The 24,541-nt window shown below is 38.2% G+C and carries 19 protein-coding genes and 1 pseudogene; 5 read left to right on the top strand and 15 right to left on the bottom strand.

Annotation, left to right across the window (positions count from 1 at the left end):
- Nucleotides 1-7 precede the first annotated feature (7 nt).
- Nucleotides 8-985 (bottom strand): tryptophan ABC transporter substrate-binding protein, encoded by a 978-nt coding sequence (gene trpX / locus BR65_RS03265; RefSeq protein ID WP_034536698.1) that lies wholly within the window; start codon nt 983-985, stop codon nt 8-10.
- Between the two features lie 428 nt (nt 986-1,413).
- Nucleotides 1,414-2,106, bottom strand: a complete 693-nt coding sequence (locus BR65_RS03260) for a carbonic anhydrase family protein (protein ID WP_023177980.1) — start codon at nt 2,104-2,106, stop codon at nt 1,414-1,416.
- 197 nt (nt 2,107-2,303) lie between these two features.
- Between BR65_RS03260 and BR65_RS03255 the strand changes: the two genes are divergently transcribed.
- Complete coding sequence (locus BR65_RS03255) at nt 2,304-4,013, top strand: NFACT RNA binding domain-containing protein (protein ID WP_034536696.1); 1,710 nt, start codon at nt 2,304-2,306, stop codon at nt 4,011-4,013.
- Nucleotides 4,014-4,089: 76 nt separating this feature from the next.
- On the opposite strand, the gene pyrE is transcribed toward BR65_RS03255, so the two are convergent.
- The 10 genes from pyrE to lspA form a co-directional block, all read right to left on the bottom strand.
- Nucleotides 4,090-4,722, bottom strand: coding sequence for an orotate phosphoribosyltransferase (gene pyrE, locus BR65_RS03250; protein ID WP_034536695.1), 633 nt, complete (start codon nt 4,720-4,722; stop codon nt 4,090-4,092).
- A 1-nt stretch (nt 4,723) separates the two neighbouring features.
- Nucleotides 4,724-5,440: an orotidine-5'-phosphate decarboxylase gene (gene pyrF / locus BR65_RS03245; protein WP_034536694.1), complete on the bottom strand. Its 717-nt coding sequence runs from the start codon at nt 5,438-5,440 to the stop codon at nt 4,724-4,726.
- Nucleotides 5,433-6,359 carry a dihydroorotate dehydrogenase gene (locus BR65_RS03240; RefSeq protein ID WP_023177977.1) on the bottom strand — a complete coding sequence of 309 codons (927 nt, stop codon included), beginning with the start codon at nt 6,357-6,359 and terminating at the stop codon, nt 5,433-5,435. The genes pyrF and BR65_RS03240 overlap by 8 nt, the downstream gene beginning before the upstream one ends.
- Nucleotides 6,360-6,404: 45 nt before the next feature.
- Nucleotides 6,405-9,584 (bottom strand): carbamoyl-phosphate synthase large subunit, encoded by a 3,180-nt coding sequence (gene carB / locus BR65_RS03235; RefSeq protein WP_034536691.1) that lies wholly within the window; start codon nt 9,582-9,584, stop codon nt 6,405-6,407.
- Complete coding sequence (locus BR65_RS03230) at nt 9,577-10,665, bottom strand: carbamoyl phosphate synthase small subunit (protein WP_023177974.1); 1,089 nt, start codon at nt 10,663-10,665, stop codon at nt 9,577-9,579. Before BR65_RS03230 ends, carB begins: the two co-directional genes overlap by 8 nt.
- On the bottom strand, nt 10,662-11,954 hold the full coding sequence (locus BR65_RS03225; protein ID WP_034536689.1) for a dihydroorotase: 1,293 nt from the start codon (nt 11,952-11,954) through the stop codon (nt 10,662-10,664). The genes BR65_RS03230 and BR65_RS03225 overlap by 4 nt, the downstream gene beginning before the upstream one ends.
- A 41-nt stretch (nt 11,955-11,995) precedes the next feature.
- Entirely contained in the window at nt 11,996-12,931 is a 936-nt protein-coding gene (locus tag BR65_RS03220) for an aspartate carbamoyltransferase catalytic subunit (protein ID WP_034536688.1), read from the bottom strand.
- 203 nt (nt 12,932-13,134) lie between these two features.
- The gene (gene pyrR, locus BR65_RS03215) at nt 13,135-13,686 is read right to left on the bottom strand and encodes a bifunctional pyr operon transcriptional regulator/uracil phosphoribosyltransferase PyrR (protein ID WP_034538593.1); all 552 of its coding nucleotides are present in this window, start codon (nt 13,684-13,686) and stop codon (nt 13,135-13,137) included.
- A gap of 232 nt (nt 13,687-13,918) precedes the next feature.
- Nucleotides 13,919-14,824 (bottom strand): RluA family pseudouridine synthase, encoded by a 906-nt coding sequence (locus BR65_RS03210; RefSeq protein WP_034536686.1) that lies wholly within the window; start codon nt 14,822-14,824, stop codon nt 13,919-13,921.
- A gap of 48 nt (nt 14,825-14,872) precedes the next feature.
- Complete coding sequence (gene lspA / locus BR65_RS03205; RefSeq protein ID WP_034536683.1) at nt 14,873-15,334, bottom strand: signal peptidase II; 462 nt, start codon at nt 15,332-15,334, stop codon at nt 14,873-14,875.
- 254 nt (nt 15,335-15,588) lie between these two features.
- Here lspA and BR65_RS03200 point away from each other — a divergent pair, with 254 nt between their 5' ends.
- The 3 genes from BR65_RS03200 to BR65_RS03190 are packed head-to-tail and all read left to right on the top strand — an operon-like array spanning nt 15,589 to nt 18,344.
- The gene (locus BR65_RS03200; protein ID WP_034536681.1) at nt 15,589-16,230 is read left to right on the top strand and encodes a YkyA family protein; all 642 of its coding nucleotides are present in this window, start codon (nt 15,589-15,591) and stop codon (nt 16,228-16,230) included.
- 26 nt (nt 16,231-16,256) lie between these two features.
- Entirely contained in the window at nt 16,257-17,126 is an 870-nt protein-coding gene (locus BR65_RS03195) for a polysaccharide deacetylase family protein (protein WP_034536680.1), read from the top strand.
- Between the two features lie 6 nt (nt 17,127-17,132).
- A complete protein-coding gene (locus tag BR65_RS03190; protein WP_034536679.1) occupies nt 17,133-18,344 on the top strand; it encodes a putative glycoside hydrolase in 1,212 nt (403 codons plus the stop codon).
- A 52-nt stretch (nt 18,345-18,396) separates the two neighbouring features.
- On the opposite strand, the pseudogene BR65_RS03185 reads toward BR65_RS03190, so the two are convergent.
- From BR65_RS03185 to BR65_RS03175, 3 genes and pseudogenes are all read right to left on the bottom strand, one after another.
- Nucleotides 18,397-20,103, bottom strand: a pseudogene (locus BR65_RS03185) (IS1182 family transposase).
- Between the two features lie 193 nt (nt 20,104-20,296).
- Entirely contained in the window at nt 20,297-21,844 is a 1,548-nt protein-coding gene (locus BR65_RS03180) for an L-lactate permease (protein ID WP_211251482.1), read from the bottom strand.
- A 157-nt stretch (nt 21,845-22,001) separates the two neighbouring features.
- Nucleotides 22,002-23,120 carry a lactate oxidase gene (locus BR65_RS03175; RefSeq protein ID WP_034536677.1) on the bottom strand — a complete coding sequence of 373 codons (1,119 nt, stop codon included), beginning with the start codon at nt 23,118-23,120 and terminating at the stop codon, nt 22,002-22,004.
- Between the two features lie 440 nt (nt 23,121-23,560).
- On the opposite strand from BR65_RS03175, the gene BR65_RS03170 reads away from it, so the two are divergent.
- Entirely contained in the window at nt 23,561-24,454 is an 894-nt protein-coding gene (locus BR65_RS03170; RefSeq protein ID WP_034536675.1) for a LysR family transcriptional regulator, read from the top strand.
- The last annotated feature ends 87 nt before the right edge of the window (nt 24,455-24,541 follow it).

Genomic DNA, 24,541 nt, shown 5'->3' with positions numbered 1-24,541 from the left:
ATCTAGTTTATTTCATTTGTTCTAATAAATGAGTGGGTATCGTAATACCTAATTCCTTAGCTTTTTCTTCGTTGATAATAATATCACCTTGGTCTAAATATTGAATGGGTGTAGTCGATGGATCGGATTCGCCATTTAAAATAGCTACAACCATTTCCCCAGTCAAACGCCCTAATTCATATTGATCTAATCCTACAGTAGCTAGACCGCCTTCTTCCACCATAGTATCTACAGCTGGAAAAATAGGAATCGTGTTTGAATCGGCAGCCGTTACCAATGTATTCATTGCACTGGCTATCGTGTTATCTGTTGGCACCCAGATAGCATCTACTTGAGAAGCTAGAGTTGCACCGACTTGAGCAACATCATTTGTAGAAGATACTGTCATAATTTGGGTTTCAAGACCCATCTCTGTCGCGATATCTATTGCTTGTTCGGCTTGAACAATAGAATTATCTTCGCTAGATGAATATAAAATTCCAATTGTTTGAGCATCAGGTAAAATTTCTTTGATCAAAGAAAATTGTTCTTTAATCGGAGTAAGGTCACTAACACCCGTGATATTTCCACCAGGCGCTTCATTGCTTTCAACTAACCCAGAACCTTCAGGATCGGTAACAGCTCCAAGAACAATTGGTATTTCTTTTGAACTATTAGCTAAGGCTTGTGCTGATGGAGTAGCAATACCCACCATAACATCTGCCCCTCGGCTAACAAAACGGGTACTCATAGAATTTAAATTACTTTGATCTCCTTGAGCATTTTGAAAATCCAATAGCACTGTTTCTCCGTCGATATAACCTGCTTCATTTAAAGCGTCTACCGTTCCTTGATAAATAAGATCTAGAGCCGGGTGACTCGTTAATTGTAAAATCCCAACCATTGGTACATCATTATCAGGAGTTGTTGTTTCATTTGAAGTAGTAAAAAAAGCAACCGTTAGAAGTGCCGTCAAACAAATAATAAAACCAAACATTTTTTTCATTTTTTATCCTCCAGTAGTTATTCATTCTTATATGATTATGCTCAACAAAATCGCCATCGTTTCTTTTCCATTCTAATCATCACCCCAAAAGTAGATTATAAAAAAAACAGCTGCCACAAAATGCGTGGTAGCTGTTTTAGCAAACAAAAACCACATAGAAATAGAATAACTATTCTCTCTATGTGGATCGGAAGTAAAATATATCTTCAAATAAACCAACATAGATACATACATTCAGTATACTGAAGGTTGTATCTATGAGCGTTCTCATGGATCAACCTATCTATCTTGGCTTTGCCAACTGCTATTCATTTGTACACGATTAGATAGGTGGATACGCATCATCAGAACTCCTTTGTCGTTTTTCTATTAAAGCAATCTTACTAGTTGATTGCTTTTGTGTCAAGAGAAATACAAACTTTTGCTAACTATTCGTCAATCGATAAATAAATAGGTCTATTCTTTATTGGCTGTAATGGTCGGTTTGTTTTTCCGATATTCTTCTTGAAAGCTTGAAGCAATCCTTGCCTCATAAAAGATTGCTGACGGAATACGATCCATTCAACTGGACCTGAAGTTGGCGGCGTTGTTAACGATCCTGTGTAGTGATAGAACTGTTTGTTTTCAGGTAACAAACGATCTAGATCAATTGGAACACTCAAACCTCCTCCAGCATTTAAAGCTTTGTCATCTAATGCTGCTAAAGTTGTGTTTATAGGCCGTTCAGAAGGCAACACGGTTACTCCAACAACAAGAAGCTCATTATGTACCGAACGATGAACAAGATGAAATTCAAGTGGAAATGATTTTTGATTGATTTCGTGTTCACTTGGCAAATGAAAATGTAGGTCTTCTAAAAAATATTTTTTATGATTAAATTCAATAATATTTGTTTTTTCTTTTGTTTTTGGTGACAAATGAACTGTGTGATTAAAAAAAGACGTTTCAAAAACCGTTTTACTGTAGTTAAAAGTTAATAGATCCTGACTGATAGATAATAGTTGCGGATCGTCATTGAGCGCTATTGGCGATTGCAAACTTCCTGTTTCTGCTTGATAAAAAGCTGAACAAATATTTTTCCACTTATCTGGTCCTCTATCTCCTTCATAATTCCATTCCATAAGTTTCCCTCCTAAAGCTCCCAAAATATATTGTAGCTTTTTTTATTAAATGATTGCAACTAATTGACCTGAATTTTCTCCCAACTATTTTTATCTAAAAAATGGTATAATGATAAATACAGCACTATTAGTATGAATTGACTCTATTAATACTCTAGAATCAATCGAACCAATTGATTAGGAAAGAAGGGAAACAAATGTCATTTGATGGTATTTTTACCCATGCGATGGTAGATGAATTAAGTAAAGCACTAAAAAATGGACGAGTATCAAAAATCCATCAACCTTATCCAAATGAACTCATTATAATTATGCGTGCAAATGGAAAAAATCATAAGTTGCTCTTATCCGCTCATCCGAGTTACGCACGGATTCAGTTAACAGAGATTCCTTACGAAAATCCTAGCTCACCTCCAAACTTTTGCATGATCACCAGAAAACATCTTGAAGGAGCTATCTTAGAAGACATTCAACAAGTCGGAAATGATCGTGTCATCCATTTTAGGTTCAAAAGCCGAGATGAGATTGGAGATGTACAAAACGTTATTTTGATTGTCGAGTTAATGGGACGCCATAGTAACATTTTATTGATTGAACAAGATACTCAACGTATTCTAGACACGATCAAACACGTTCCTGCCAGTCAAAATTCGTATCGTTTTATTATGCCTGGTGCAACGTATCAAGCACCGCCCCACCAAGATAAATTAAATCCTTTTGAAACAAGCAGTTCAGAATTAGAGGAGTTGTTGACCTCTTTTGAAGATCCTGAATTGTCTTATGAAAAGAGACTCCAACACGTGTATCAAGGTATTGGTGCAGATACAGCTAAAGAATTAATGCACCGTAGTGAAAACAATGTTCAAAACTTATCGGTCCTATTTGATTCATTTATGGAAAACATTCGAATTGGAAATATCGATCCTACGTTAACGATCGGACCTAAAAAAGAGTTTTTTACTCCCCTTCCCTATTTAAGTATCGAAGGAGAACATGTCAGCCAGCCTTCTTTAAGTGAATTATTGGACACTTATTATGAAAGTAAGGCCGACAGAGATCGTGTTCAACAACAAGGGTCAGACCTCATTCATTTGATTCAAACCGAGCTCCAACGGAATAAGAAAAAAATGAAAAAACTTAAAAACACTTTAGACGAGACAGAATTAGCAGATGATTATAGAGTTAGAGGTGAACTGTTGACGGCTTATCTTTATAAAATGACTAAGGGACAAAAAGAAGTTACCTTAACAAATTTTTATGATGATGAAACACCGATGACTATTCCGCTTGACCCTAGAAAAACACCTTCTCAAAACGCTCAAAAATATTTTTCGAAATATCAAAAATTAAAAAATGCTATTGCATTCGTTCATGAACAAATGCGTTTAACTGAAGCTGAAATTAATTATTTAGAATCAGTATCCACTCAATTAGAACTTGCTACTCCAAAAGATATCGCTGAAATTAAAGAAGAGTTGATCCAACAAGGATACATGAAGAAAAAGAAAACAAAGAAAAAACAAAAACAAGCGAAATTGAATCAACCTGATCACTATCAAGCTACAGATGGGACTACTATCTTAGTTGGGAAAAATAATTTGCAAAATGATCAACTAACCTTAAAAACGGCTCGGAAATCAGATATTTGGCTGCATACAAAAAACATTCCAGGATCACATGTTATTATTCAAGATGCTGACCCAAGTGAAGAAACGCTTTTAGAAGCGGCTAATATTGCTGCTTATTTTTCTAAGTCTCAGCTGTCTGCATCTGTTCCAGTAGATTATGTTGAAGTAAAAAAAATACGAAAACCAAATGGTGCAAAGCCTGGTTTTGTTATTTATGAAGGTCAACGTACAGTCTATGTTACCCCAGATAAAGAATTAGTGAACCGTTTAAAAGTATAAGATCTGATCATGGATCTATTGAATTAAAAAGAAACACTTGCCCTTGAAATTAAAGAGGCTGGTGTTTCTTTTTTTGTTAGTTTATTGACCATTGTGTAGGGTCTTTTTTCCATTCTCCTAAAGAATCTCTCTCTTTTGCTGTAATAAATTGTTTGTCTAAAGCAGTTTCAATTAAGGTCGTATAGTTGGTTAAGGTTGTTAACTCGATTTGATTTTCTTTAAATTTTTTGATCCCTATTGGCAATTCATAAGTAAAAATGGCCGCAACTCCTAAAACTTGTGCACCTTCGTTTGAAGCAGCTTGTGCTGCTTCAAGAACACTACCGCCAGTAGAGATCAAGTCTTCAATCAAAACCATTTTTTGATTGTCTTGTATGCGGCCCTCAATTTGATTCCCTTTACCATGATCTTTTGCTTTGCTTCTAATGTAAACCATCGGCAAGTCTAACAATTCTGCTACCCACGCAGCATGTGGAATCCCGGCAGTAGCTGTCCCTGCAATGACTTCAACGTCTGGGTAGTGCTGTTTGATCTTATTTGCGAGCCCTTTTGCTATATCTCGACGTATAGCCGGATAGCTCATTGTAATGCGGTTATCGCAATAAATAGGACTCTTTATTCCGCTGGCCCATGTAAACGGTTGAGTGGGGTTTAGACTGACTGCTTTAATAGTTAATAATTGTTCAGCAATTTTTCTTTCACTAATCATGTTACTTTCCCACTCCATTCCATTGTTCTTTTATAGCATGGTACATATGAACGGGGTCTTCTGCTTGGGTGATAGGTCGTCCGACGACAATATAAGAAGCTCCTTCTTTTTTTGCAACAGCTGGAGTCGCAACTCTTTTTTGATCTCCACTATCTGTTCCCTCTGGACGTATCCCCGGTGTCACACATAAGAAATTATTCGAGGTTTGTTGTTTGATCGTTAAGGCTTCCAATGCCGAGCAAACAACGCCATCTAAACCAGCCATATGTGTTAATTTTGCGTAGTGAACGACGCTCTCCATTAATGAAGCAGAAATGAGTTGTTCTTGTTGCATACTGACTTCTGTGGTAGAAGTCAGTTGGGTAACGGCGATTAATTTAGGGCGTTTCTTTCCTTCATTTGTTCCTGCAATAAGGCCTTCCAGCGCAGCTTCCATCATAATTTGTCCACCAGCTGCATGAACATTTACCATATCAATTCCTAGTGAAGCTAATCCTTTCATTGAACGGTAAACCGTATTTGGGATATCGTGTAATTTTAAATCTAAGAAAACGTCATGACCTGAGTTTTTGATCATTGTAACGATCTCTGGCCCATTTTGATAAAATAATTCCATTCCTACTTTTACAAACAAAGGCTCATTGTCAAAATGACTTAGAAAGTCTTTAGCTTCAAGGACAGTTGGAAAGTCTAATGCAATAATCGGCTTGTTAGTCATTCCTTTGACCCTCCTTGACTTCTTTTATTAATGCTTCAATCGATTCAATCCCTAATTCATCCATTCGCTTAGGTAATGCTTCAATGAGCTCTTTACAAATCATTGGATTAGCATAATTAGCCGTTCCAATCGCTACTGCGTTGGCTCCAGCCATAAACATTTCAAGTACATCATCAACTGTTGAAATGCCACCCATGCCGATAATCGGAATGGAGACTGCACGAGATACTTGATAGACCATACGGATAGCAATCGGTTTTATCGCTGTACCTGAAAGACCGCCTGTTTTGTTTGCTAAGATAGGTCTTTTGGTGTTTAGATCAATACTCATTCCTAATAACGTATTGATCATGCTGATTCCATCCGCTCCGCCTCTTTGGGCAGCTTGTGCTATTTCTACAATGTTGGTTACGTTTGGGGTTAACTTAATATAAATAGGCACAGTTGCAACTGCTTTTACCGCTTTTGTCATTTCGTAAACTGATTCTGGATCAGCTCCAAAAGTTAAGCCGCCTTCTTTCACATTCGGACAAGAAACATTGATTTCGAGTGCTTTGATTACAGGGGACTGACACAATTTTTTTGCTACTGCACAATAGTCTTCAATGGTTGCTCCGGCAACGCTTGCTATCACAGGTGTAGCGTACTGAGCAAGTGACGGAAGCTTTTCAGTTACAATAACGTCCACTCCAGGATTTTTCAATCCTACAGCATTTAAAACCCCTGTATCTAAATGATGATAACGCGGATCAGCATTTCCTACCTTTGCATCAATAGTAGTAGATTTAATGATGATAGCTCCTAAGATAGAATAATCATATTGATCCATATAGAGTTCACCAAAGCCAAAAGTTCCACTGGCTGGCATAATAGGATTTTTTAAGTTTAATCCTGGTAGTTTTACTGCTAAGCGATTCATTTATTAACCCCCATTTAGTTCTATTCTTACTAGTCACTTATTTTATTACAGCGGATTAGTCATAAAGTTACGTGATTCAAGTACATTCAGGATGGCTGATACCGTATCAAGCGACGTTAGCAAAGGAATGCCTTGTTCAATCGCTGTTTTCCGAATGAGTTCTCCATCGTTTACTACACCGATTCCTGTGGTCATAGTATTGATGACCATTTGAACGGTATTTCCTTGAATCAAATCTAAGACAGTCTCAGATGTTTGTTGTTGAATTTTTGCAACTTTTGTTACTGGAATGTGATGCTCTGCAAAATAATCTCCGGTTCCTTCAGTAGTCACGACATTATAGCCGATCATATAAAAGCGTTTGGCTAATGTGAGCGCCTCTTCTTTGTCCTCATCAGAAATGGTAAACAGGACAGTTCCATAATCGTATAAGTGCATATGACTTCCTTCAAAGGCTTTATAAAGAGCTTTTTCTAGTGTAACATCGCTTCCCATCACTTCTCCAGTGGATTTCATTTCTGGTCCTAAGAGTGCGTCTACTTTTTGCAGCTTCGTGAAAGAGAATACGGGAGCTTTGACATGAATCAATTTTGATTCTTTAAACAGTCCATTACCATATCCTTGCTCTTTGAGTGACTGGCCTAAAATGGCTTTAGTTGCAACTTGAGCCATCGGAATACCGGTTACTTTGCTTAAGAATGGCACTGTCCGACTGGCACGAGGATTGACTTCGATGACATAGACTGTATTGTCATGGATAACAAACTGGACATTCATCATTCCCATACAATTTAATCCGAGCGCCAAACGTGTGGTGTAATCGACAATCGTCTCTTGCAGTTCTTTTGACAATGATTGTGGGGGATAAACCGCCATTGAATCACCTGAATGGACACCTGAACGTTCGATGTGTTCCATAATGCCAGGAATCAGAACGGTCTCTCCATCACAGATTGCATCTACTTCAACTTCTTTCCCAACTAAGTAGCGGTCGATCAATACTGGGTGTTCTGGAGAAGCTTTCACAGCATTACGCATGTAGCTTTCTAAATCGGGTTGCGTGTCTACGATTTGCATACCGCGTCCGCCTAAAACATAGCTGGGACGAACCAACACAGGATAACCGATTCGATCGGCAATCACTACCGCATCTTTTTCATTGGTGGCCGTATCTCCTAAAGGTTGAGGGACTTCAAGTTCATTTAACGCTTGTTCGAACAAATCACGATTTTCTGCTCTATCCAAATCTTCTACGCTCGTCCCTAGTAAGGTTACTCCCATTTTAGTCAACGGTTCGGCCAAATTAATGGCTGTCTGTCCACCAAATTGGACAATCACTCCAATCGGTTGTTCTAGACGAACGACATGCATCACATCCTCTAAGGTCAACGGTTCAAAGTACAACTTATCCGAAATAGAGAAGTCTGTTGAAACCGTCTCAGGGTTGCTGTTCATGATAATGGCTTCATAACCCGCTTGTTGGATCGCTTTCACAGAATGGACCGTAGCATAATCAAATTCAACCCCTTGTCCGATTCGGATCGGCCCTGATCCTAAAACTAAGACGGAAGGTTTAGGTGAAACGATGCTTTCATTTTCTTCCTCATAGGTACTGTAGAAATAAGGTGTATTAGAGTCGAATTCTGCAGCACATGTATCAACAGTTTTGTAAACTGGAATAATGTCATGCTCATAACGTAAGGCAGATACAGCTTGTTCATTGGTGTCCCATAACTGCGCAACAGCTTTGTCTGAGAAACCATATTGTTTAGCTGTAGTCAGCACATCAATATCTTCCTTATTTTCTTTTAGTTCATCTTCAAGTTCTACGATATGGAGCAGTTTATCTAAGAAAAATAAATCGATTTTGGTTAAGTTGGCTAAATCTTCTATCGTATATCCGCGGCGGATGCCTTCTACCACATAAAATAAGCGATCATCTTCAGCTTTGATCATTTTTTCAATCAAGTCTTCATCCGTAGCTAAAGTAGCTTCTTCTAATAAGACATGAGATACTCCTATTTCTAATGAACGAACAGCTTTTAATAAAGATTCTTCAATTGTCCGTCCAATTGCCATCACTTCTCCGGTGGCTTTCATTTGCGTACCTAGCTTGCGGTCGCCTTGTTCAAACTTATCAAATGGCCATCGAGGGATTTTCGCAACAACATAGTCTAACGCTGGTTCAAATTCAGCATACGTTGTTCCAGTTACTGGATTCTTCATTTCATCGAGTGTAAGTCCTACTGCGATTTTTGCGGCTAATTTAGCAATCGGGTAGCCTGTTGCCTTACTCGCTAACGCTGAGGAACGACTAACACGAGGATTCACTTCGATGATGTAGTAGTTGAAACTGTCTGGATCAAGCGCTAGTTGAACATTGCACCCTCCTTCGATACCTAATGCTCTGATGATCTTTAATGATGCATCACGCAACAGTTGGTGTTCCTTATCCGTTAAGGTTTGTGTGGGAGCAAACACGATCGAATCTCCTGTATGAATCCCAACCGGATCAAAATTTTCCATATTGCAGACAACAATCGCATTATCATTTTTATCACGCATCACTTCGTACTCGATTTCTTTGTATCCTGCAATACTGATTTCGACTAGACACTGGTTAACTGGTGATAATTTCAATCCATTCTTAACGATTTCTTTCAGCTCTTCCTCGTTATCACAAATTCCTCCACCAGTCCCACCCATTGTAAATGCCGGACGAACGATCAAGGGGAATCCAATTTGTTCTGCGAAAGACAAAGCTTCTTCAACAGAATGAACAATCTCGCTTTCTGGGACAGGTTCATTTAGTTTATTCATCAATTTCCGAAATAAATCTCTGTCTTCTGCTTGATCGATGGCACTTAATTTTGTTCCTAATAATTCAATGTCTAACTCTTTAAGAATGCCTGAGTTAGATAATTCCATTGCCATATTCAATCCTGTTTGTCCGCCTAGCGTTGGAACAATGGCATCTGGTCGTTCCTTACGTAATATGCGTGAGACAAATTCTAATGTAATCGGCTCAATGTAGACTTTATCCGCAATTTCTTTATCGGTCATAATGGTAGCCGGGTTTGAGTTGACCAGTACGACTTCATAACCTTCTTCTTTTAATGCAAGACACGCTTGTGTTCCTGCGTAATCAAATTCAGCAGCTTGTCCAATAACAATTGGGCCTGATCCAATGACCATAATCTTCGTTAAATCTGTCCGTTTAGGCATTCTTTTTTGTCTCCTTCCAAGCATCCATTAATTCCATAAATTGATCAAACAAGTGATCTGCATCGTGCGGTCCAGGTGCAGCATCCGGATGATATTGGACACTAAACACTGGAAGATAGCGGTGTTTTAGTCCCTCTACTGTTTCGTCATTCAATTCGATATGAGTGATGATCAATTTATCTTTATCGACAGAACCAGCTTCTACTGCATAACCATGATTTTGCGAAGTAAAGTCGATTCTTCCTGTTGCGATCTCTTTTACTGGATGATTAAACCCGCGGTGACCAAATTTCATTTTAAAGGTACTGGCTCCATTTGCTAAAGCAATCAATTGATGCCCTAAACAAATACCAAAGACAGGCAGCTTATCTTGTATCCCTTGAATCATCGTTAGCACATCTGGTAATGATGAGGGGTCTCCAGGTCCATTAGTCAACATCACGCCATCAGGATTTAAACTTAAGATGGTTTCTGCAGTCGTATGATAAGGCAATACAGTCACATGACAATCTCTTTTGTTTAATTCGTTTAAGATACTGTGTTTTAACCCAAAATCGATCACGACGACATTTTTCCCTTTTCCAGGACTCACGTATGAACGCGTTGTGGAGACTTGTGCAACTTGATTCGTTGGTAAAACGATGGCTTTTAATTGGTCAAAAGCATGTTTGATGTCGTCCTCTGCATCAATGATCATCCCTCGCATAGTTCCATGTTCACGAATCGTCCGTGTTAGTTTACGTGTATCCACACCAGCTATTCCTGGGATGTTTTTATGTTTTAAAAATGCATCTAAACTCATTTGGCTCCTCCAATTTGAAGGAACCCGTGCAAATTCTTTGACGATAACGGCTTTTGTTGTAGGATCAATCGACTCATAATCATCACGGTTGATCCCTGCATTTCCAATCAATGGATAAGTAAACACCAGCATTTGACCATTGTATGACTGATCCGTAATCGATTCTTGGTAACCCGTCATGCCCGTTGAGAAAACAACTTCTCCAGTTGCATCATTTGCCGAACCAAATCCAGTCCCTTTAAAAATACTTCCATCTTCTAATAGCAATAAACGTTTCATTTTATTGGTCCCTCCTTATACACTAATTTCCCACCGACAAACGTCATTGTCGTTGTCCCTTTAACGTTCCACCCTATAAATGGTGTATTCGTTGCTAAAGAAAGAAACTCTTCAGCCAAGATTTCTTTGGTCGTTGCTAAGTCAAAGAAAGCTAAGTCTGCTTTTTGTCCAATTTCTACTGCTCCGCCTTCTAATTTAAAAACAGTGGCTGGTTTGATCGTCATCCAATCAATAAGCTGTCTAAGAGTTACGACTCCCGGCTCAACTAAAGACGTGTATAGTAATGAAAAAGCTGTTTCGCTGCCCACGATTCCAAATGGAGAACCAATCATGCCACCCATTTTTTCTGTTTTGCTATGCGGTGCATGATCTGTCGCAATCATGTCGATTGTGCCATCTAATAATCCCTCAATCAGTGATTGTCGATCTTCTTCCCCTCTTAGTGGTGGATTCATTTTATAGATACTTGAATCATTAGGAATATCATCCTCCGTTAATAGGAGATGATGTGGTGTTACTTCCGCAGTAACCAATATTCCCGCACGTTTTGCATCTCGAATGACCCGTACACTTTCTTTCGTTGACACATGGCAGACATGGTAATGAGCACCTGTTGCTTCGCTGATAAGAACATCACGAGCAATTTGACTGGCTTCTGTTAGCGCTAGAATTCCTGGCAGTCCTAATTCTTTATTGCGTTTTCCTTCATGCATCACACCGCCAAATAACAAAGAGTCATCTTCAGTATGAGCAACGATCGTTGTTTTGTTTTTAGCCGCTTCTTTCATTGCCAAGTACATCGTACCTGCTGATTGCACCCCTACTCCATCATTGGTAAATGCAAAAGCTCCAGCTGCTAACAATTCTGTTTGATTGGTGAGCATTTCGCTGCGTAACCCCATCGTAATTGGAGCATACTGTTTGACATTAACCACGGCATCTCGTGCTATTTTTTCTTGAAGCTGTTTCATTTTTTCAGCCGTATCCGGTTCTGGATCAACATTCGGCATTGCACATACAGTCGTAAATCCGCCACGGGCTGCTGCCATCGTGCCTGTTTTGATCGTTTCTTTATAAGAAAACCCAGGTTCTCTTAAATGAACATGTACATCGATCAGTCCTGGAGTTACCAATGCTCCACCAGCATCAATGACCTCATATGCTTTTAAACTTAAAGATGCAAGGTTTTCTCCTATGGCTTGAATGGTATCTTGATGGATCAGCAGTTCGATTGGCTGCAACTCTTCTTTATGGTTCACTATTTGGGCATTTTTTATCCAGATCGTCATGGGTTCATCTCCTGAGGTAACAGTATTGTTGGTTTATTTTTTTATCCAGCCTTGTTCCTTCCAGCAATAATAGCTTCTAAAATCGCCATCCTGGCGTATACACCATTAGACATTTGTGTCACAATGCGTGATCGGTCGCATTCCACAAGTGAGCTTTGCAACTCGACATCTCGGTTTACTGGAGCCGGATGCATCAAAATAGCTGTTGGCTTCATTTTCTTTTCACGTGTTTCGTTAAGTCCGTATTTATCAAGATAAGTATCAATTAGAGACGCATGGGTTGACTGATGACGTTCGTGTTGGACGCGCAAAAGCATGATGACATCGACTTGCGTAACTAAATCATCCATTTCGACATACTGTCCATATTGATCAAAAGTCTCGTCCATCCATTCTGCAGGGCCAGAGAGAAGAACTTCTGCGCCTAGCCGTTTCAGCATATGCATATTTGATTTGGCTACTCTTGAATGCTTTAAATCTCCTACAATGGCTATTTTCAAGCCTTTAAAATAACCATATTCTTCATAGATCGTCATCAGATCAAGTAAACATTGACTGGGGTGTTGACCAGTTCCGTCTCCTCCGTTGATAATTGAGCAGTTAATGGATGGACTGTTGATGAGTTCAGTATAGAAAGATTCTTTACTGTCGCGAATAACTGCGATATCTGTACCGATAGCTGACATGGTCAATACAGTGTCGTAGAGACTTTCACCTTTTTTGATGCTGCTAGTTGAAGGTTCAAAGTCAATGATGTCTATCCCTAATTTTTTTTCAGCCATTTCAAAACTCTTATGTGTTCGTGTGCTGTTTTCAAAGAATAAATTGACAGCGTATAGGTTTGGATTTGCTTTCGGAGAAACGGAACCCTTTTTTAATTGTGATGCCCGTTTAATCAATTGTAAAACCTCGTCGTTTGTTAGATCCTCCACAGAAACAAAATGGTCTAAAAGAATGGATGTAGACATTTCCGTCATTTCTTGTTCCTCCCTTATCCAGGTTAGTTTAGTTCATTTAGCGAATGGTACAAAAAAAGAACCTAAAGTTTTATGAGAACTTTAGGTTCTAGAATAATCCCCCTTCTGCTGGCTGCACTCACCAGTAGTGATTCAGGGTACAATTATAGTAGTGACCTTATTAGTCTCACAGGGCTAATTTAAAGTTTCACTTAAATAGTTATTTAATTTATTTTTTGAATCAGCACATGGTCTTCTCCATCTAATTCTGCTACACCGACCTTGATTTGTTCTTCTAGTGAAGTAGGGATGTTTTTTCCCACAAAGTCAGCACGGATAGGGAGTTCTCGATGTCCTCGATCAACTAATACGGCTACAGAAATTTTTCTCGGGCGGCCGATGTCCATCAAAGCATCTAGCGCAGCACGAATGGTCCGCCCAGTGAATAAAACGTCATCCACTAATATCACTTGTTTGCCTTCAATAGATACTGGAATATCTGATCCATTTATCGTAGGGTCATTATTCCCATCACTTGCATGAACATCATCTCTATAAAGCGAAATGTCTAATTCACCTACTGGAATCTCAACATTTTCAAGTTGTTTCATACGTTCAGCAATTCTTCGAGCCAGATAAATGCCTCGTGTTTTGATTCCAACTAAAATCAAGTCATCGATTCCTTTGTTTCTCTCGATGATTTCGTAGGTGATACGAGTTAAAGCACGTTTTACAGCAGCTTGATCGACTACTTCTACTTCTGATTTGATTGACATGTTTTCCCCTCCACTTTTCATATCGCTTTAATAGGATTGGCAAAAAAAATGCCCTCCTAACCTTTAATGGTCAAAGAGGGCATACATTACCGTTGAGTAAGTTTAAGAAAAGGTGCGGTCACCTTTCTTAATATGCTCCTTCTTAGTCTCACAGGACTAGGATTAAAGGATAGTTTATTTTTCTGTCATTAATGACTATACAGAGCTGGATTATAAAAGTCAAATAAAAAAATTAATCCTGTCTTAGTTTCGTTAATGTATCTTCAAATAATTTTGGCAACGGTGCTTCAAACGTCAAGAATTCTTCTGTTGTTGGGTGTTTAAAGCCTAGTGTTTTAGCATGTAAGAATTGACCCTTGCCTTCTAACGTTTTTCTTGGTCCATAGACAGGATCACCAGCTAAAGGATAACCGATATATTTCATATGAACTCTAATTTGATGGGTTCTTCCAGTTTCTAATTTCAAAGAAACCAATGTAAAATCTTTAAAGCGTTCAAGTACTCTAAAATGAGTCACCGCTGCACGACCGTCATCAATAATATCTTGTTTTTTACGGTCTTGTTTTGAGCGTCCAAGAGGAGCATCGATGGTTCCTTTTTCGTGTGGAATCACACCATGAACAAGTGCAACATATTCTCTTAAAGAAGTCTTGTCTTTTAATTGAGCAGCTAATTTTTCATGAGCAGCGTCATTTTTAGCAACCATCAATAATCCAGATGTATCTTTATCGATACGGTGAACGATTCCTGGACGAATGGTTCCATTAATACCAGACAAATCATTGATATGATACATCAACGCATTAACTAATGTTCCTGTTTGGTGACCAGCTGATGGATGAACGACCATTCCTTGAGGTTTATTTACCACTACAACGTCTTCATCTTGATAAACAATTTCAATGGGAATATCTTCAGCAAGGACTTCTAAAGAAACAAGTTCGGGTTCGATGATATGGATGTGGTCTTCTGTTTGTACTTTGTAATTGGCTTTTAACGTTTCTCCATTTACAGTCACATGTCCTTCTTTGATCCATTGTTGGATGTGTGAGCGAGTAACGGACGGCATCAATTCAGACAACACTTTGTCTAAACGGCCTGTTTTTTCTTTGATCGTAAAATTATGTTCCTGTACCATGTTGGGTCTCCTTTTTTTAAACCGCCTTTTTAGTTATAAAACGGTGGTTTAGTGTTTCTTTTTTTCATTTCTTTCGTCCATGAAAACAAAAATAATCATTAAGACAACGCCGATGCTCAAAGACATATCGGCTACATTAAAAATTGGAAAATTGATAAATTCCAAGCGAACCATGTCGATAACGTATTCAAATCGAATACGGTCAATAAAATTTCCCAGTGAACCAGCTAAAATAAGGGCCAAAGCAGTTGAAAATAAGCGACTTTGTTTGCCGAATTTTTGCAAGTAATAAACAACCACACCTACGACTACAATGGTTATAATATAAAAGAACCACATTTGTCCTTCTAAAATACTCCAAGCAGCTCCATCATTTTGAATATACATCCAAGATAAGATATTTGGTATAACTTCAACTATTTCATATAAGTCAATGTTTTGCACGGTTAAAAATTTAGTAAACTGATCAACGGCTACTATGATAGCAGCTAAGATATAATATATGAACATATTAGCCCTCTCTTTATTTCATTCTGTTTTACACTTACTCTACCATTTTACATGATTCTCCAGTTAAGAGATAGTTTTTTATTTTCCTCGTCTTGTCTCTTGGTTTATTAAATAACCAACCGTATTGCTTTAGAAACTAGTAAACGTTTGCTATAATGTAAAGGGCTTATCTATTTACGATTGAATGAAAGTGTGTAATGTTATTCAATCGTTAAATTGATTTTAGTTAAATCAAAAAAGGAGTTTTGCAAAAAATGAAAAAAAGATATCTAGCAACAAATCTATTTGCAGTATCATTGTTCTTAACTGCTTGCGGAAATGATGACGTAGCGGAAGCTTTAGAATCAACTACATCTGTTAAGACACAAGAAGAACAGATCGTGAGTGACTTAAATGCCATTACAGAGCAAGAAAAGAATTTACAAGGAACTTTTGAAACTACGCTTTCTGAAGATGAATCATTAAGCACATTAGCAGACGGAACTTCTGCTGTTTTTGAAAATGTTGGTGCACGTTCCACTTCGCTTTCTGAACTAAAAGAAACAACTACTGCTATGAAAGAAGAACAAACCCTTTTAGACGAAAAAATGAGTGATGAATTGCCGCAAGATGAATTGGATCAATTAACCACTAATATAGAAACTTTAACTGCTTCATTAGATGAATATGTCACTCATTATGAAACAGTACTAGAAGAACAAAAAACTTACTTTACGGAATTAGGTAAAGAAGAAGCAACTTATGATACCCTTACTGAAGGTATGGAAACTATCAATGAACACGATACAAAAACCAAAGAATTACTTTTACAATTAGACAAAGAGCTAGTGGAAGTACAAAATTCTCAAACTGCTACAACCGAGTCTTTGAACAAATTAAACGACTCATCAAAATAAGCTTATAGTAAAGGAGTACTTAAAACATGAAAACTATCTTACTTGGTGTATCCCTTATGAGTGCACTTGTCTTAAGCGGCTGTCAACCTTCCGCATCATCTGAATCTGATAACGACACTAGCAGTTCACTTAATTCTGAGGTAACTGAAAGTCAATCTAGTAGTACAGATGAAACAGAAACCAGCGAAGCAAGCAGCTCAGCTCAAAGCTCAATGGAATCTACAGAAGAAACACCTGATGAACAACAAGCATTTCAGTATAAAATAAACCCTGTTACCTCAGTTGTAGAACCAATTGATGCAGAAACTGAGTCAAAAGTAGCTTTATTAACTTTTGATGATTCTCCTGATCAACATGCAGTAGATATAGCTGAACAATTAAAATCTATTAATGCCCCTGCCATCTTCTTTGTAAACGGTATGTACATAGAATCAGATGAAGGAAAAGACAAATTGAAACAAATTTATGATATGGGATTCGAAATTGGAAACCATACCCAAACGCATCCCAATTTAAGTACGATCAGCTCTGAAGAACAACGAGAAGAAATTTTAAAAACCAATGAATTGATTTATGAAGTCACAGGTGAAAAGCCACACTTCTTCCGCGCACCACATGGTGTAACAACTGAAACATCAGATGCTATTATGGCTGAAGAAGGAATGGTTTCAATGAACTGGACTTACGGATACGATTGGGAAGCAGATTACCAAACTAGTGAAGCCTTAACAGATATCATGTTAAATACAGAATATTTGAATGATGGGGCTAATTTATTGATGCATGATCGCACATGGACTAATGAAGCCGTCTTATCAATTGCTGAAGGCTTGATTGACAAAGGGTATACATTAGTTGACCCTAAACTTATTGAAACACCTGAAAGAGAGGACTAAACAAGTATGAAAAATAAAACAGCATTCTGGCTAGGATTATTAGCAACAGCAAGTATCGGTTTCTCCCCTCTTGCTGTATCAGCTGAAGAGAATCCTGAACCAACTTTACTAGAGATCAATACAGAACCTATTCTAAGCACACCAGCCGAATTCCCTTCAAAATTCACTTACGATAGTGGAATTAATATTGAGTATCCTGAAAATGGCGTAAAAGGTATTTACGTTACAGCTTATTCAGCCGGCGGAACAGATAAAATGAAAGAGCTGATTAATTTTGTCAATTCTAGTGGTTTAAATTCAATGGTTATCGATGTCAAAGATGATGTTGGAAATATGACAATGGATTTGAAATCTGAAAACAAGATCGTCCAAGACAGCACAAATGATTATGTAACTGATCCAGCTGCTATGATGAAACAACTTGAAGAAAATGAAATCTACCCTATTGCCCGTGTAGTGGTCTTTAAAGATACTTTACTAGCTGAAGCTAGACCTGAATTGTCCTTTAAAAAAGCTGACGGATCCGTTTGGAAAAATGGAAATGGCGATGCGTTTGTTAATCCTTTTTCTAAAGAAGTGTGGGATTACAATATAGAAGTTGCTAAACAAGCGGCAAAAATGGGCTTCAAAGAAATTCAATTTGACTATGTTCGTTTCCCGGAAGGTTTTGAGAACGAAAGCAAATCGTTAGATTACACTCTTGGTGATTACGAAACAAGCGATCTTGATGACATTCAACAACGAGTTTCAGCAGTTAGTGACTTTGTGGCCTATGCCCGAGAACAACTAAAAGCTTATGACGTAGAGGTTTCTGTTGATATCTTTGGGTATTCAGCAACTGTTCCAGAAGCTCCCGGAATCGGTCAAAACTTCTCTAAAATCTCTGAAAATGTTGATGTTATTTCTTCTATGATCTACCCAAGTCATTGGAACTCTTACTTCGGTATCAGTAAACCAGACTTAGAACCTTATAAATTAGTCGCTGAGTATATGAAAGTAGAAAATAAATTACTTTCAGGTTTAGAAACGCCTCCGAAATCAAGACCTTGGTTGCAAGATTTCACCGCTTCTTACTTAGGAGCTGGAAATTACCAACAATACGGCGCAGCACAAGTTGAAGATCAAGTAAGAGCGTTGCACGATGCTGGAGTAAATGAATTTTTACTTTGGGATGCTTCTAATAGTTATACAACAGGCGTAAATTACAATATGGAATAGCCTATCAGGCAAAAATTTTAATACTGAATCAAACTGGAAAAACCAAGTCTTATCAGAAAATAACAATATGTAAACAAAGGGGCTGGGAAAAAACTAGCCTCAAATAAAAAAATCGTAATGAAATAATCAAAATTCTGATTGTTTCATTGCGATTTTTATTTTTGACTGATTTTTTGTAAAAAGCATCCGCTTTTCTTCTAGCCTCAAGGGCTAGTTTTGTAAGATTCATGCTCATAAGCATGATCCCGATGTCATTATGAACGGGCTTGCTTGCCTCTGACATGGGTTCTGCGCATGCCAAATAAACCTTTCATACGACCAAAAACAGTTTCTACGTCAACTTTTCGTTGTGCGTAGATGGCTTTGCCACGATCGCTTTCAAGGTTCTCTTTTGCATGCTGCTTGAAGTATTCCCAGTTATAGTTGACCGCTGTCTGGCGTTGGGCACCTTTGGGTGTCTTGGCTAGTTGCTTGCGTGTCTCGTCCAGTTGTTCCACATCAGCCTTGTATACTTTAAATTGTCTGCGGAAACCATTCTTATCATTTTGCGTACTATATGTGAGAAACTAAAACGGACGCCGTCTAAATCCGTATAAGCATCTTCAATCTCGTCATAATCCCAGTTGGCGCGTTGTTTAGGGTTAGAGCGATAGGCTTTACTGTTCTCTTACTGATACATGCCATATGGGATGAGCGGTACTTTCTGAAAGGTATCCATAACCGCCTCGTAATTTTCTTCACTGCCATAGCCGGCGTCTGCGGCGATGTATTTAAATAAATCTAACGTTTGAATGGATTCTAAAAAAGGGATAAACGTGCGTGTATCCGTCGGATTGGAAAAAATATCATAGGCAATGACAAACTGATTGCTCGATGCGACTTGAAGATTATAACCCGGTTTTAACTCACGGTTCTTCATCGGATCTTCTTTCATGCACATGAATGTTGCGTCTGTATCTGTTTTTGAGAAACTGTTGCGGCCTTCAAATGTGGCGTTTGCTTCTTCATAGCGTTGCTTACGCGGCAAGAAATCTTTTTCGCATTTATTTCGATGTTTCTTGAGGATGCGACGACGTCGCTTCTGTTTCGAACCACCTTTGGGAATCACTTTTTCTTCTGTAATCGCAGCTTCAACGGCCACAAGTTCTTTGTCCAGGGAAACGATTATTTCTTCAATACCTTTCGAAGTTTTTAATATCTCTTCCGATAAAGCGAGGTTTACTTTTGCCTGGATAAGTTCATCATACAATTCCGAAACGTTGGCATTGAGTTTTGCTTCATAGCGTTCGATTGCTTTCTTCCAAGTGAAACTATAAATATTTGCATCGGCTTGTATCTTTGTACCATCGATATAGAGCGCGTCTTCGTGAATCAAGCCGTTGTCACTTAAGAGTGTTGTGAAAAGAATGAATGCATACTTGATGAGTTTTGATGCGTGCTCGCTTGAACGGAAGTTATTGATTGTCTTGTAGCTAACAGAAGTATCGCCCGTTAACCACTTCATAGGAATGGATTCTTCATTCATCCGTTCCATTTTGCGTCCAGAAAAGGTTGTGCGACTATAGGCAAACAAACACATCTTTAAAAGCATGGCGGGATGAAAGGCAGGGCGTCCCGTATGAGACGTCTCTTCAAGAAGAAATTCCGAAGGAATAGAATCGACAAAACGGCTAATGAGGCGGGCTTCATGATCATTCGGGATTGTAAAATCCAATTGTAGTGTTAAGGCCGTTTCCATTGTGTTATAATTTTGATACATGGTGAGTCACTCCTTTGGTTTTTGGTCGTACTTAAATTATAAGGTATTTGGCTCACTGTGTCTTTTAAAACGATAAAAATCCCCAACTCTTCCAAAATGAAAGAGTTGGGGATTTTCTTTATTCAGAGACTGAGTTTTCCCCCAGCCCCTTGATTTTAAAAATTTTTTATAAGTGTACTCCCTGATTTTAAAATTAAATCATACCTAACAGTTTGCCTAAGAAGAATACAATCAAACAAATAACACCCAAATACAAGGCAAAGTATTTAAATACTTTTTTAGTGATTGCACCTTCTTGTCCAATCAAACCTGTAGCTGCAGTTGCTACAGCTATACTTTGAGGAGAGATCATCTTACCGGCTGTTGCTCCTGCCATATTAGCTGAAGCTAACCAGTATTCATTCGCACCTAACGATTGAGCAGCATTAACTTGCAACGATCCAAAGAGAACGTTCGCGTTCGTATCGCTACCCGTAATAAATGTACCAACGGCTCCAATTAGAGGAGATATCAATGGGAATAAAGATCCTGTAAAGGTAACAAGTGAAGTTGATAGTACACTGATCATACCACTATATCCCATTAATTTAGATAGGGCTACGATTGCGCTTACAGTCACAGCGGTATTTTTAAGCTGCTTGATCGTACTCCAAAGAATGCCAGTAATTTTGCCAAAAGAAACACCTTGAATCAATCCACCTAAATAAGTAGCTAAGATAATCAATGTCCCTGGAGTAGTCAACCACTTGATCACATAAGGTTTTGCACCTTCTCCAGAATAAATTACAAATGAAGACTGTACTTTTCCCAATGTACCACTGATGGCCGGGAATAAAGATGAAGATAAAATGATAAATAGAAAAACAAAAATATAAGGCAGACAAGCCCTAAAGGCTACCGAGAAGGTAATTGATGACTTCCCTACGTGATTATTATCTTTGATCAAGTAAGGAGAATTTTCTGACGTTTTTACAAAACGGGCCGCCAAGACCGTGACCAAAATACAAATTAAAGAACCAATAACAGCCGGCAACTCAGGGCCAATGTAGCGAGCCACAAAAATCTGAGGCAAACCAAATGCAAGCCCTGATAGTAAAGTAATGAGAGTAACACCTTTTAATGCTTTTATACTTTCGCCTGATAGCATAATTAAAATAAAAGGAACGATTAGAATAAGCAAAAATAACTGCAATGAGACTATATAAGATGTTTGCATAACCTCTAGCCCTCCTGCTTGAGCTAATGATGTCACAGGCAATCCTATTGCTCCAAATGCTGTTGGAGTAGTATTCGCAATCAAACAAATAACAGCTGCCATAACTGGGCTTACACCTAATGAAGCTAGAATTCCAGCCGGGATTGCAACTGCCGTACCAAATCCAGCAATTGATTCCAAAAATCCACCAAATCCCCAAGCAATCAGTAAAACTAATACTCGCATATCTTTGGAGACTCCTGTCAACAATTGGTTGATAATTTTCATACTTCCAGAATAAGTAGCTAAATTATACGTAAATAAAGCGGCTACAATAATATAAACAATTGGCCAAATGCCATTAGTAACGCCTTCTAATGTTGCTGTAAATGCATCTATGATTGGGAAATCAAAACCAACGATGCTGATTCCAAGTGTAAGAAGCAGTCCGATCAAGCAGGCTTTTGTACCTGGCATCTTTAATACGCCAAGTGAGATAATCAGCCATGCAATAGGCAGTACTGCAAGTAATGTCTGTAATATCATAATTTTTTTCCTTCCATTATCCGTTTTTTATTAAGTGAGTTTCAGAGCTTGATTCTTTTGTATAAGTGCATTTTTTTCATCTTCCATAAATCCTCTGATCCACTTAATATATAGCGGCGCCGTTTAGTCGGCACCGCTCCCGCAAATTCACATAAATTTATTTTTTCATATCAAACAAACGAGCATTTTTAACGTCTTCAATCGTTTGGGTTCCAGCTAATTGCATAACACGTTTCAGGTCTGTTTCGAAGTAATCTAAAACAGATTTAACGCCTTTCCATCCGCCTAAAGCTAATCCGTATAATACAGGACGACCTAGAGCCACGATATCTGCACCGCTTGCTAAAGCTTTGAATATGTGTTCTCCACGACGAATACCACTGTCAAATACGATTGGAACGCGACCAGCAACAACTTTAGAAATGCTTTCCAAAGTATCAAATGAACCAGGCGCACCATCTAATTGACGTCCACCATGGTTGGATACCCAAATACCAGCTGCTCCTGCACCAATCGCTAATGAAGCATCTTCAGGCGTTTGAATTCCTTTAACAAATACTGGCAAGCCAGAGTAATCTGAAATGAACTTCACATCTCTTGGTGTGATTTTTTGTTTGGATTGAGCATAGATATTGTTCAAAGACATATTCTTTCCTGATCCAGTCAAGTAACGAGAAACAATTGGCATACCGAATGGGTAAACAAATTTATTCAGCATATCTTTCTCACGATTACCACTTAACGTTGAGTCTGCTGTTAAGATAATCGCTGTCGCACCATCAGATTTAGCTTCATCAAGAATATTTCTATTCATTTCATCATCTTTACTCATATAAATTTGGAACCAACGAGGATTGCCTTTCAAGCCATCTTCGATTTCTTCAAATGTAGCTCCTGAATAAGCACTGATAGACATAATCGTACCGCCAAATTCAGCGATTCCTTTAGCTGTTCCTGCTTCTTTTGTTTCATGAGCTAACCCATGAGCTGCAATAGGCGCCATAATAAAAGGTACTTTAATGTCATGTCCTAAAATAGAAGTCGATGTATCCGGATTTTCTACATCAGCTAATACACGAGGCAGAATTCCTTTGTGTGACCAAGCTTCATTATTTTGTTTTAATGTGAATTCATCTCCTGAAGCACCTGACATATAATCAAATCCGCCAGCTGGAACGACTTCACGAGCTCTTTCTTCAAGTCGGTAAGTGCTTACTACTTCGATTTCTTGTTCTACTGTTGGTGCATCGTATTTTATCGTTTGTTCAATTGCCATATATTGTCAACCATCCTTTTTATATAATGAGTTTTAAATTTTATACCTAAGTTTAAAACAGCTATTTGGCGATCATTACAATTAACGGAACTATAATTTTTGCTACAATTCGCCATTACTAAAGAGTAATCTAGACATTGCGACTTGATTATCCCCCCATTTTAATTTATGAGAGGAGCTTCCTAAAGCGTCTCTCGAGCAACTAAGTCATCCAATGTTGAATACTTTTTAAACTGTTTAATCGTTTTAAAAAATGTCACACCTTTCACAATTATTTTGGAAGCGCTTCAGTGGTTCGGTACATGTATTACTTTATCACGTTCCTTTACACTTAGAAAATATCGTTTTTTTATGGTATGATAAATAATATTTATGGAAAGATAGTTTAGTATACGTTTTACTTATGTTATTAAATTCACAAAAGCTTACAGGAGGACACAATGAACCTACAAGATTTAGTATACTTTAATCAATTGGCTGAAACCTTGAACTTTACTGCAACAGCAGAACATTTTTACGTCTCTCAGCCTTCCATTTCGATGGCTTTACAACGCCTTGAAAAGGAACTTGAAACGGTATTAATAGATAGAAAAAGACTTCACAAACAATTGCGTTTGACAGAAACCGGTGAAATTTTAGTTAAGCATTCAACTCATATTTTACAAACAGTCGAACAAGTTAAAGAAGAAATTCATGATTTAAAAAATCAAGTCGTATACTTTGGCTTCTTGCCAACCATTGGCGGCCATTTTATGGCGCAATTAATGCCACGCTTAACAAAGTTTTCGGCCTCTATGAAGCTCATTGAAAAAGAAAGTTCCGATGCGATGTTGGATTTGGTATGTAAAGGTCAAGTTCCATTGGCCATTATTGGAAGCGACTGCCCTACTTTTTCAGCAGAAAATTTATTGCAAATTCCTTTGCGAACAGAAGAAATAGCGCTTTGGGTATCCCCTGACAATCCCTTAGCCAAGAAAAGCATCATCATGGCATCGGAGCTTCAAGATGAGCTTTTTATCTCCTTAGCGCAAGGTTACACCCACCAACGTATTTTTGAGGAGTGGACTAAAGACAACCAAATTAAACAGCCACAAACTCTTTATACCAAGGAAATCCAAACGGCATTGTCCATTGCTTCTTCCACTAACATGGTTGCTTTTATGAGCGATATTTTAGTAGATAATCGCCCACGGCTAGTCAGAGTTCCCATTGAAAATGCGCCGCGCTTTTACATTAGCCTCATCGTGAATAAGGACCACAACAACATCACCTATTTCCAAAAGGAATTTAATGAAGTAATGATTGAAATCGCTAAGAACTTCAATAATCGTTGAATTTAAATTTATGTAGCAAAAAGTTCTACTTAATTTTAGCACAAGTATTTTAGCTATTCACATATTAGGTTTATTTTATGAACGCTA

Origin of the sequence: Carnobacterium inhibens subsp. inhibens DSM 13024 (assembly GCF_000746825.1) — a bacterium.
In the GTDB taxonomy this organism is placed as follows: Bacteria; Bacillota; Bacilli; order Lactobacillales; family Carnobacteriaceae; genus Carnobacterium_B; species Carnobacterium_B inhibens.
The sequence above is the reverse complement of the archived record's forward strand: the minus strand, read 5'-3'. Positions and strand labels throughout refer to the sequence as shown.

Excerpts from the sequence above, each read along its gene's own strand:
- trpX (WP_034536698.1), bottom strand. The coding sequence starts at position 985 with ATGAAAAAAATGTTTGGTTTTATTATTTGTTTGACGGCACTTCTAACG.
- BR65_RS03260 (WP_023177980.1), bottom strand. The coding sequence starts at position 2,106 with ATGGAATGGAATTATGAAGGAGATAGAGGACCAGATAAGTGGAAAAAT.
- BR65_RS03255 (WP_034536696.1), top strand. The coding sequence starts at position 2,304 with ATGTCATTTGATGGTATTTTTACCCATGCGATGGTAGATGAATTAAGT.
- pyrE (WP_034536695.1), bottom strand. The coding sequence starts at position 4,722 with ATGATTAGTGAAAGAAAAATTGCTGAACAATTATTAACTATTAAAGCA.
- pyrF (WP_034536694.1), bottom strand. The coding sequence starts at position 5,440 with ATGACTAACAAGCCGATTATTGCATTAGACTTTCCAACTGTCCTTGAA.
- BR65_RS03240 (WP_023177977.1), bottom strand. The coding sequence starts at position 6,359 with ATGAATCGCTTAGCAGTAAAACTACCAGGATTAAACTTAAAAAATCCT.
- carB (WP_034536691.1), bottom strand. The coding sequence starts at position 9,584 with ATGCCTAAACGGACAGATTTAACGAAGATTATGGTCATTGGATCAGGC.
- BR65_RS03230 (WP_023177974.1), bottom strand. The coding sequence starts at position 10,665 with ATGAAACGTTTATTGCTATTAGAAGATGGAAGTATTTTTAAAGGGACT.
- BR65_RS03225 (WP_034536689.1), bottom strand. The coding sequence starts at position 11,954 with ATGACGATCTGGATAAAAAATGCCCAAATAGTGAACCATAAAGAAGAG.
- BR65_RS03220 (WP_034536688.1), bottom strand. The coding sequence starts at position 12,931 with ATGACGGAAATGTCTACATCCATTCTTTTAGACCATTTTGTTTCTGTG.
- pyrR (WP_034538593.1), bottom strand. The coding sequence starts at position 13,686 with ATGTCAATCAAATCAGAAGTAGAAGTAGTCGATCAAGCTGCTGTAAAA.
- BR65_RS03210 (WP_034536686.1), bottom strand. The coding sequence starts at position 14,824 with ATGGTACAGGAACATAATTTTACGATCAAAGAAAAAACAGGCCGTTTA.
- lspA (WP_034536683.1), bottom strand. The coding sequence starts at position 15,334 with ATGTTCATATATTATATCTTAGCTGCTATCATAGTAGCCGTTGATCAG.
- BR65_RS03200 (WP_034536681.1), top strand. The coding sequence starts at position 15,589 with ATGAAAAAAAGATATCTAGCAACAAATCTATTTGCAGTATCATTGTTC.
- BR65_RS03195 (WP_034536680.1), top strand. The coding sequence starts at position 16,257 with ATGAAAACTATCTTACTTGGTGTATCCCTTATGAGTGCACTTGTCTTA.
- BR65_RS03190 (WP_034536679.1), top strand. The coding sequence starts at position 17,133 with ATGAAAAATAAAACAGCATTCTGGCTAGGATTATTAGCAACAGCAAGT.
- BR65_RS03180 (WP_211251482.1), bottom strand. The coding sequence starts at position 21,844 with ATGATATTACAGACATTACTTGCAGTACTGCCTATTGCATGGCTGATT.
- BR65_RS03175 (WP_034536677.1), bottom strand. The coding sequence starts at position 23,120 with ATGGCAATTGAACAAACGATAAAATACGATGCACCAACAGTAGAACAA.
- BR65_RS03170 (WP_034536675.1), top strand. The coding sequence starts at position 23,561 with ATGAACCTACAAGATTTAGTATACTTTAATCAATTGGCTGAAACCTTG.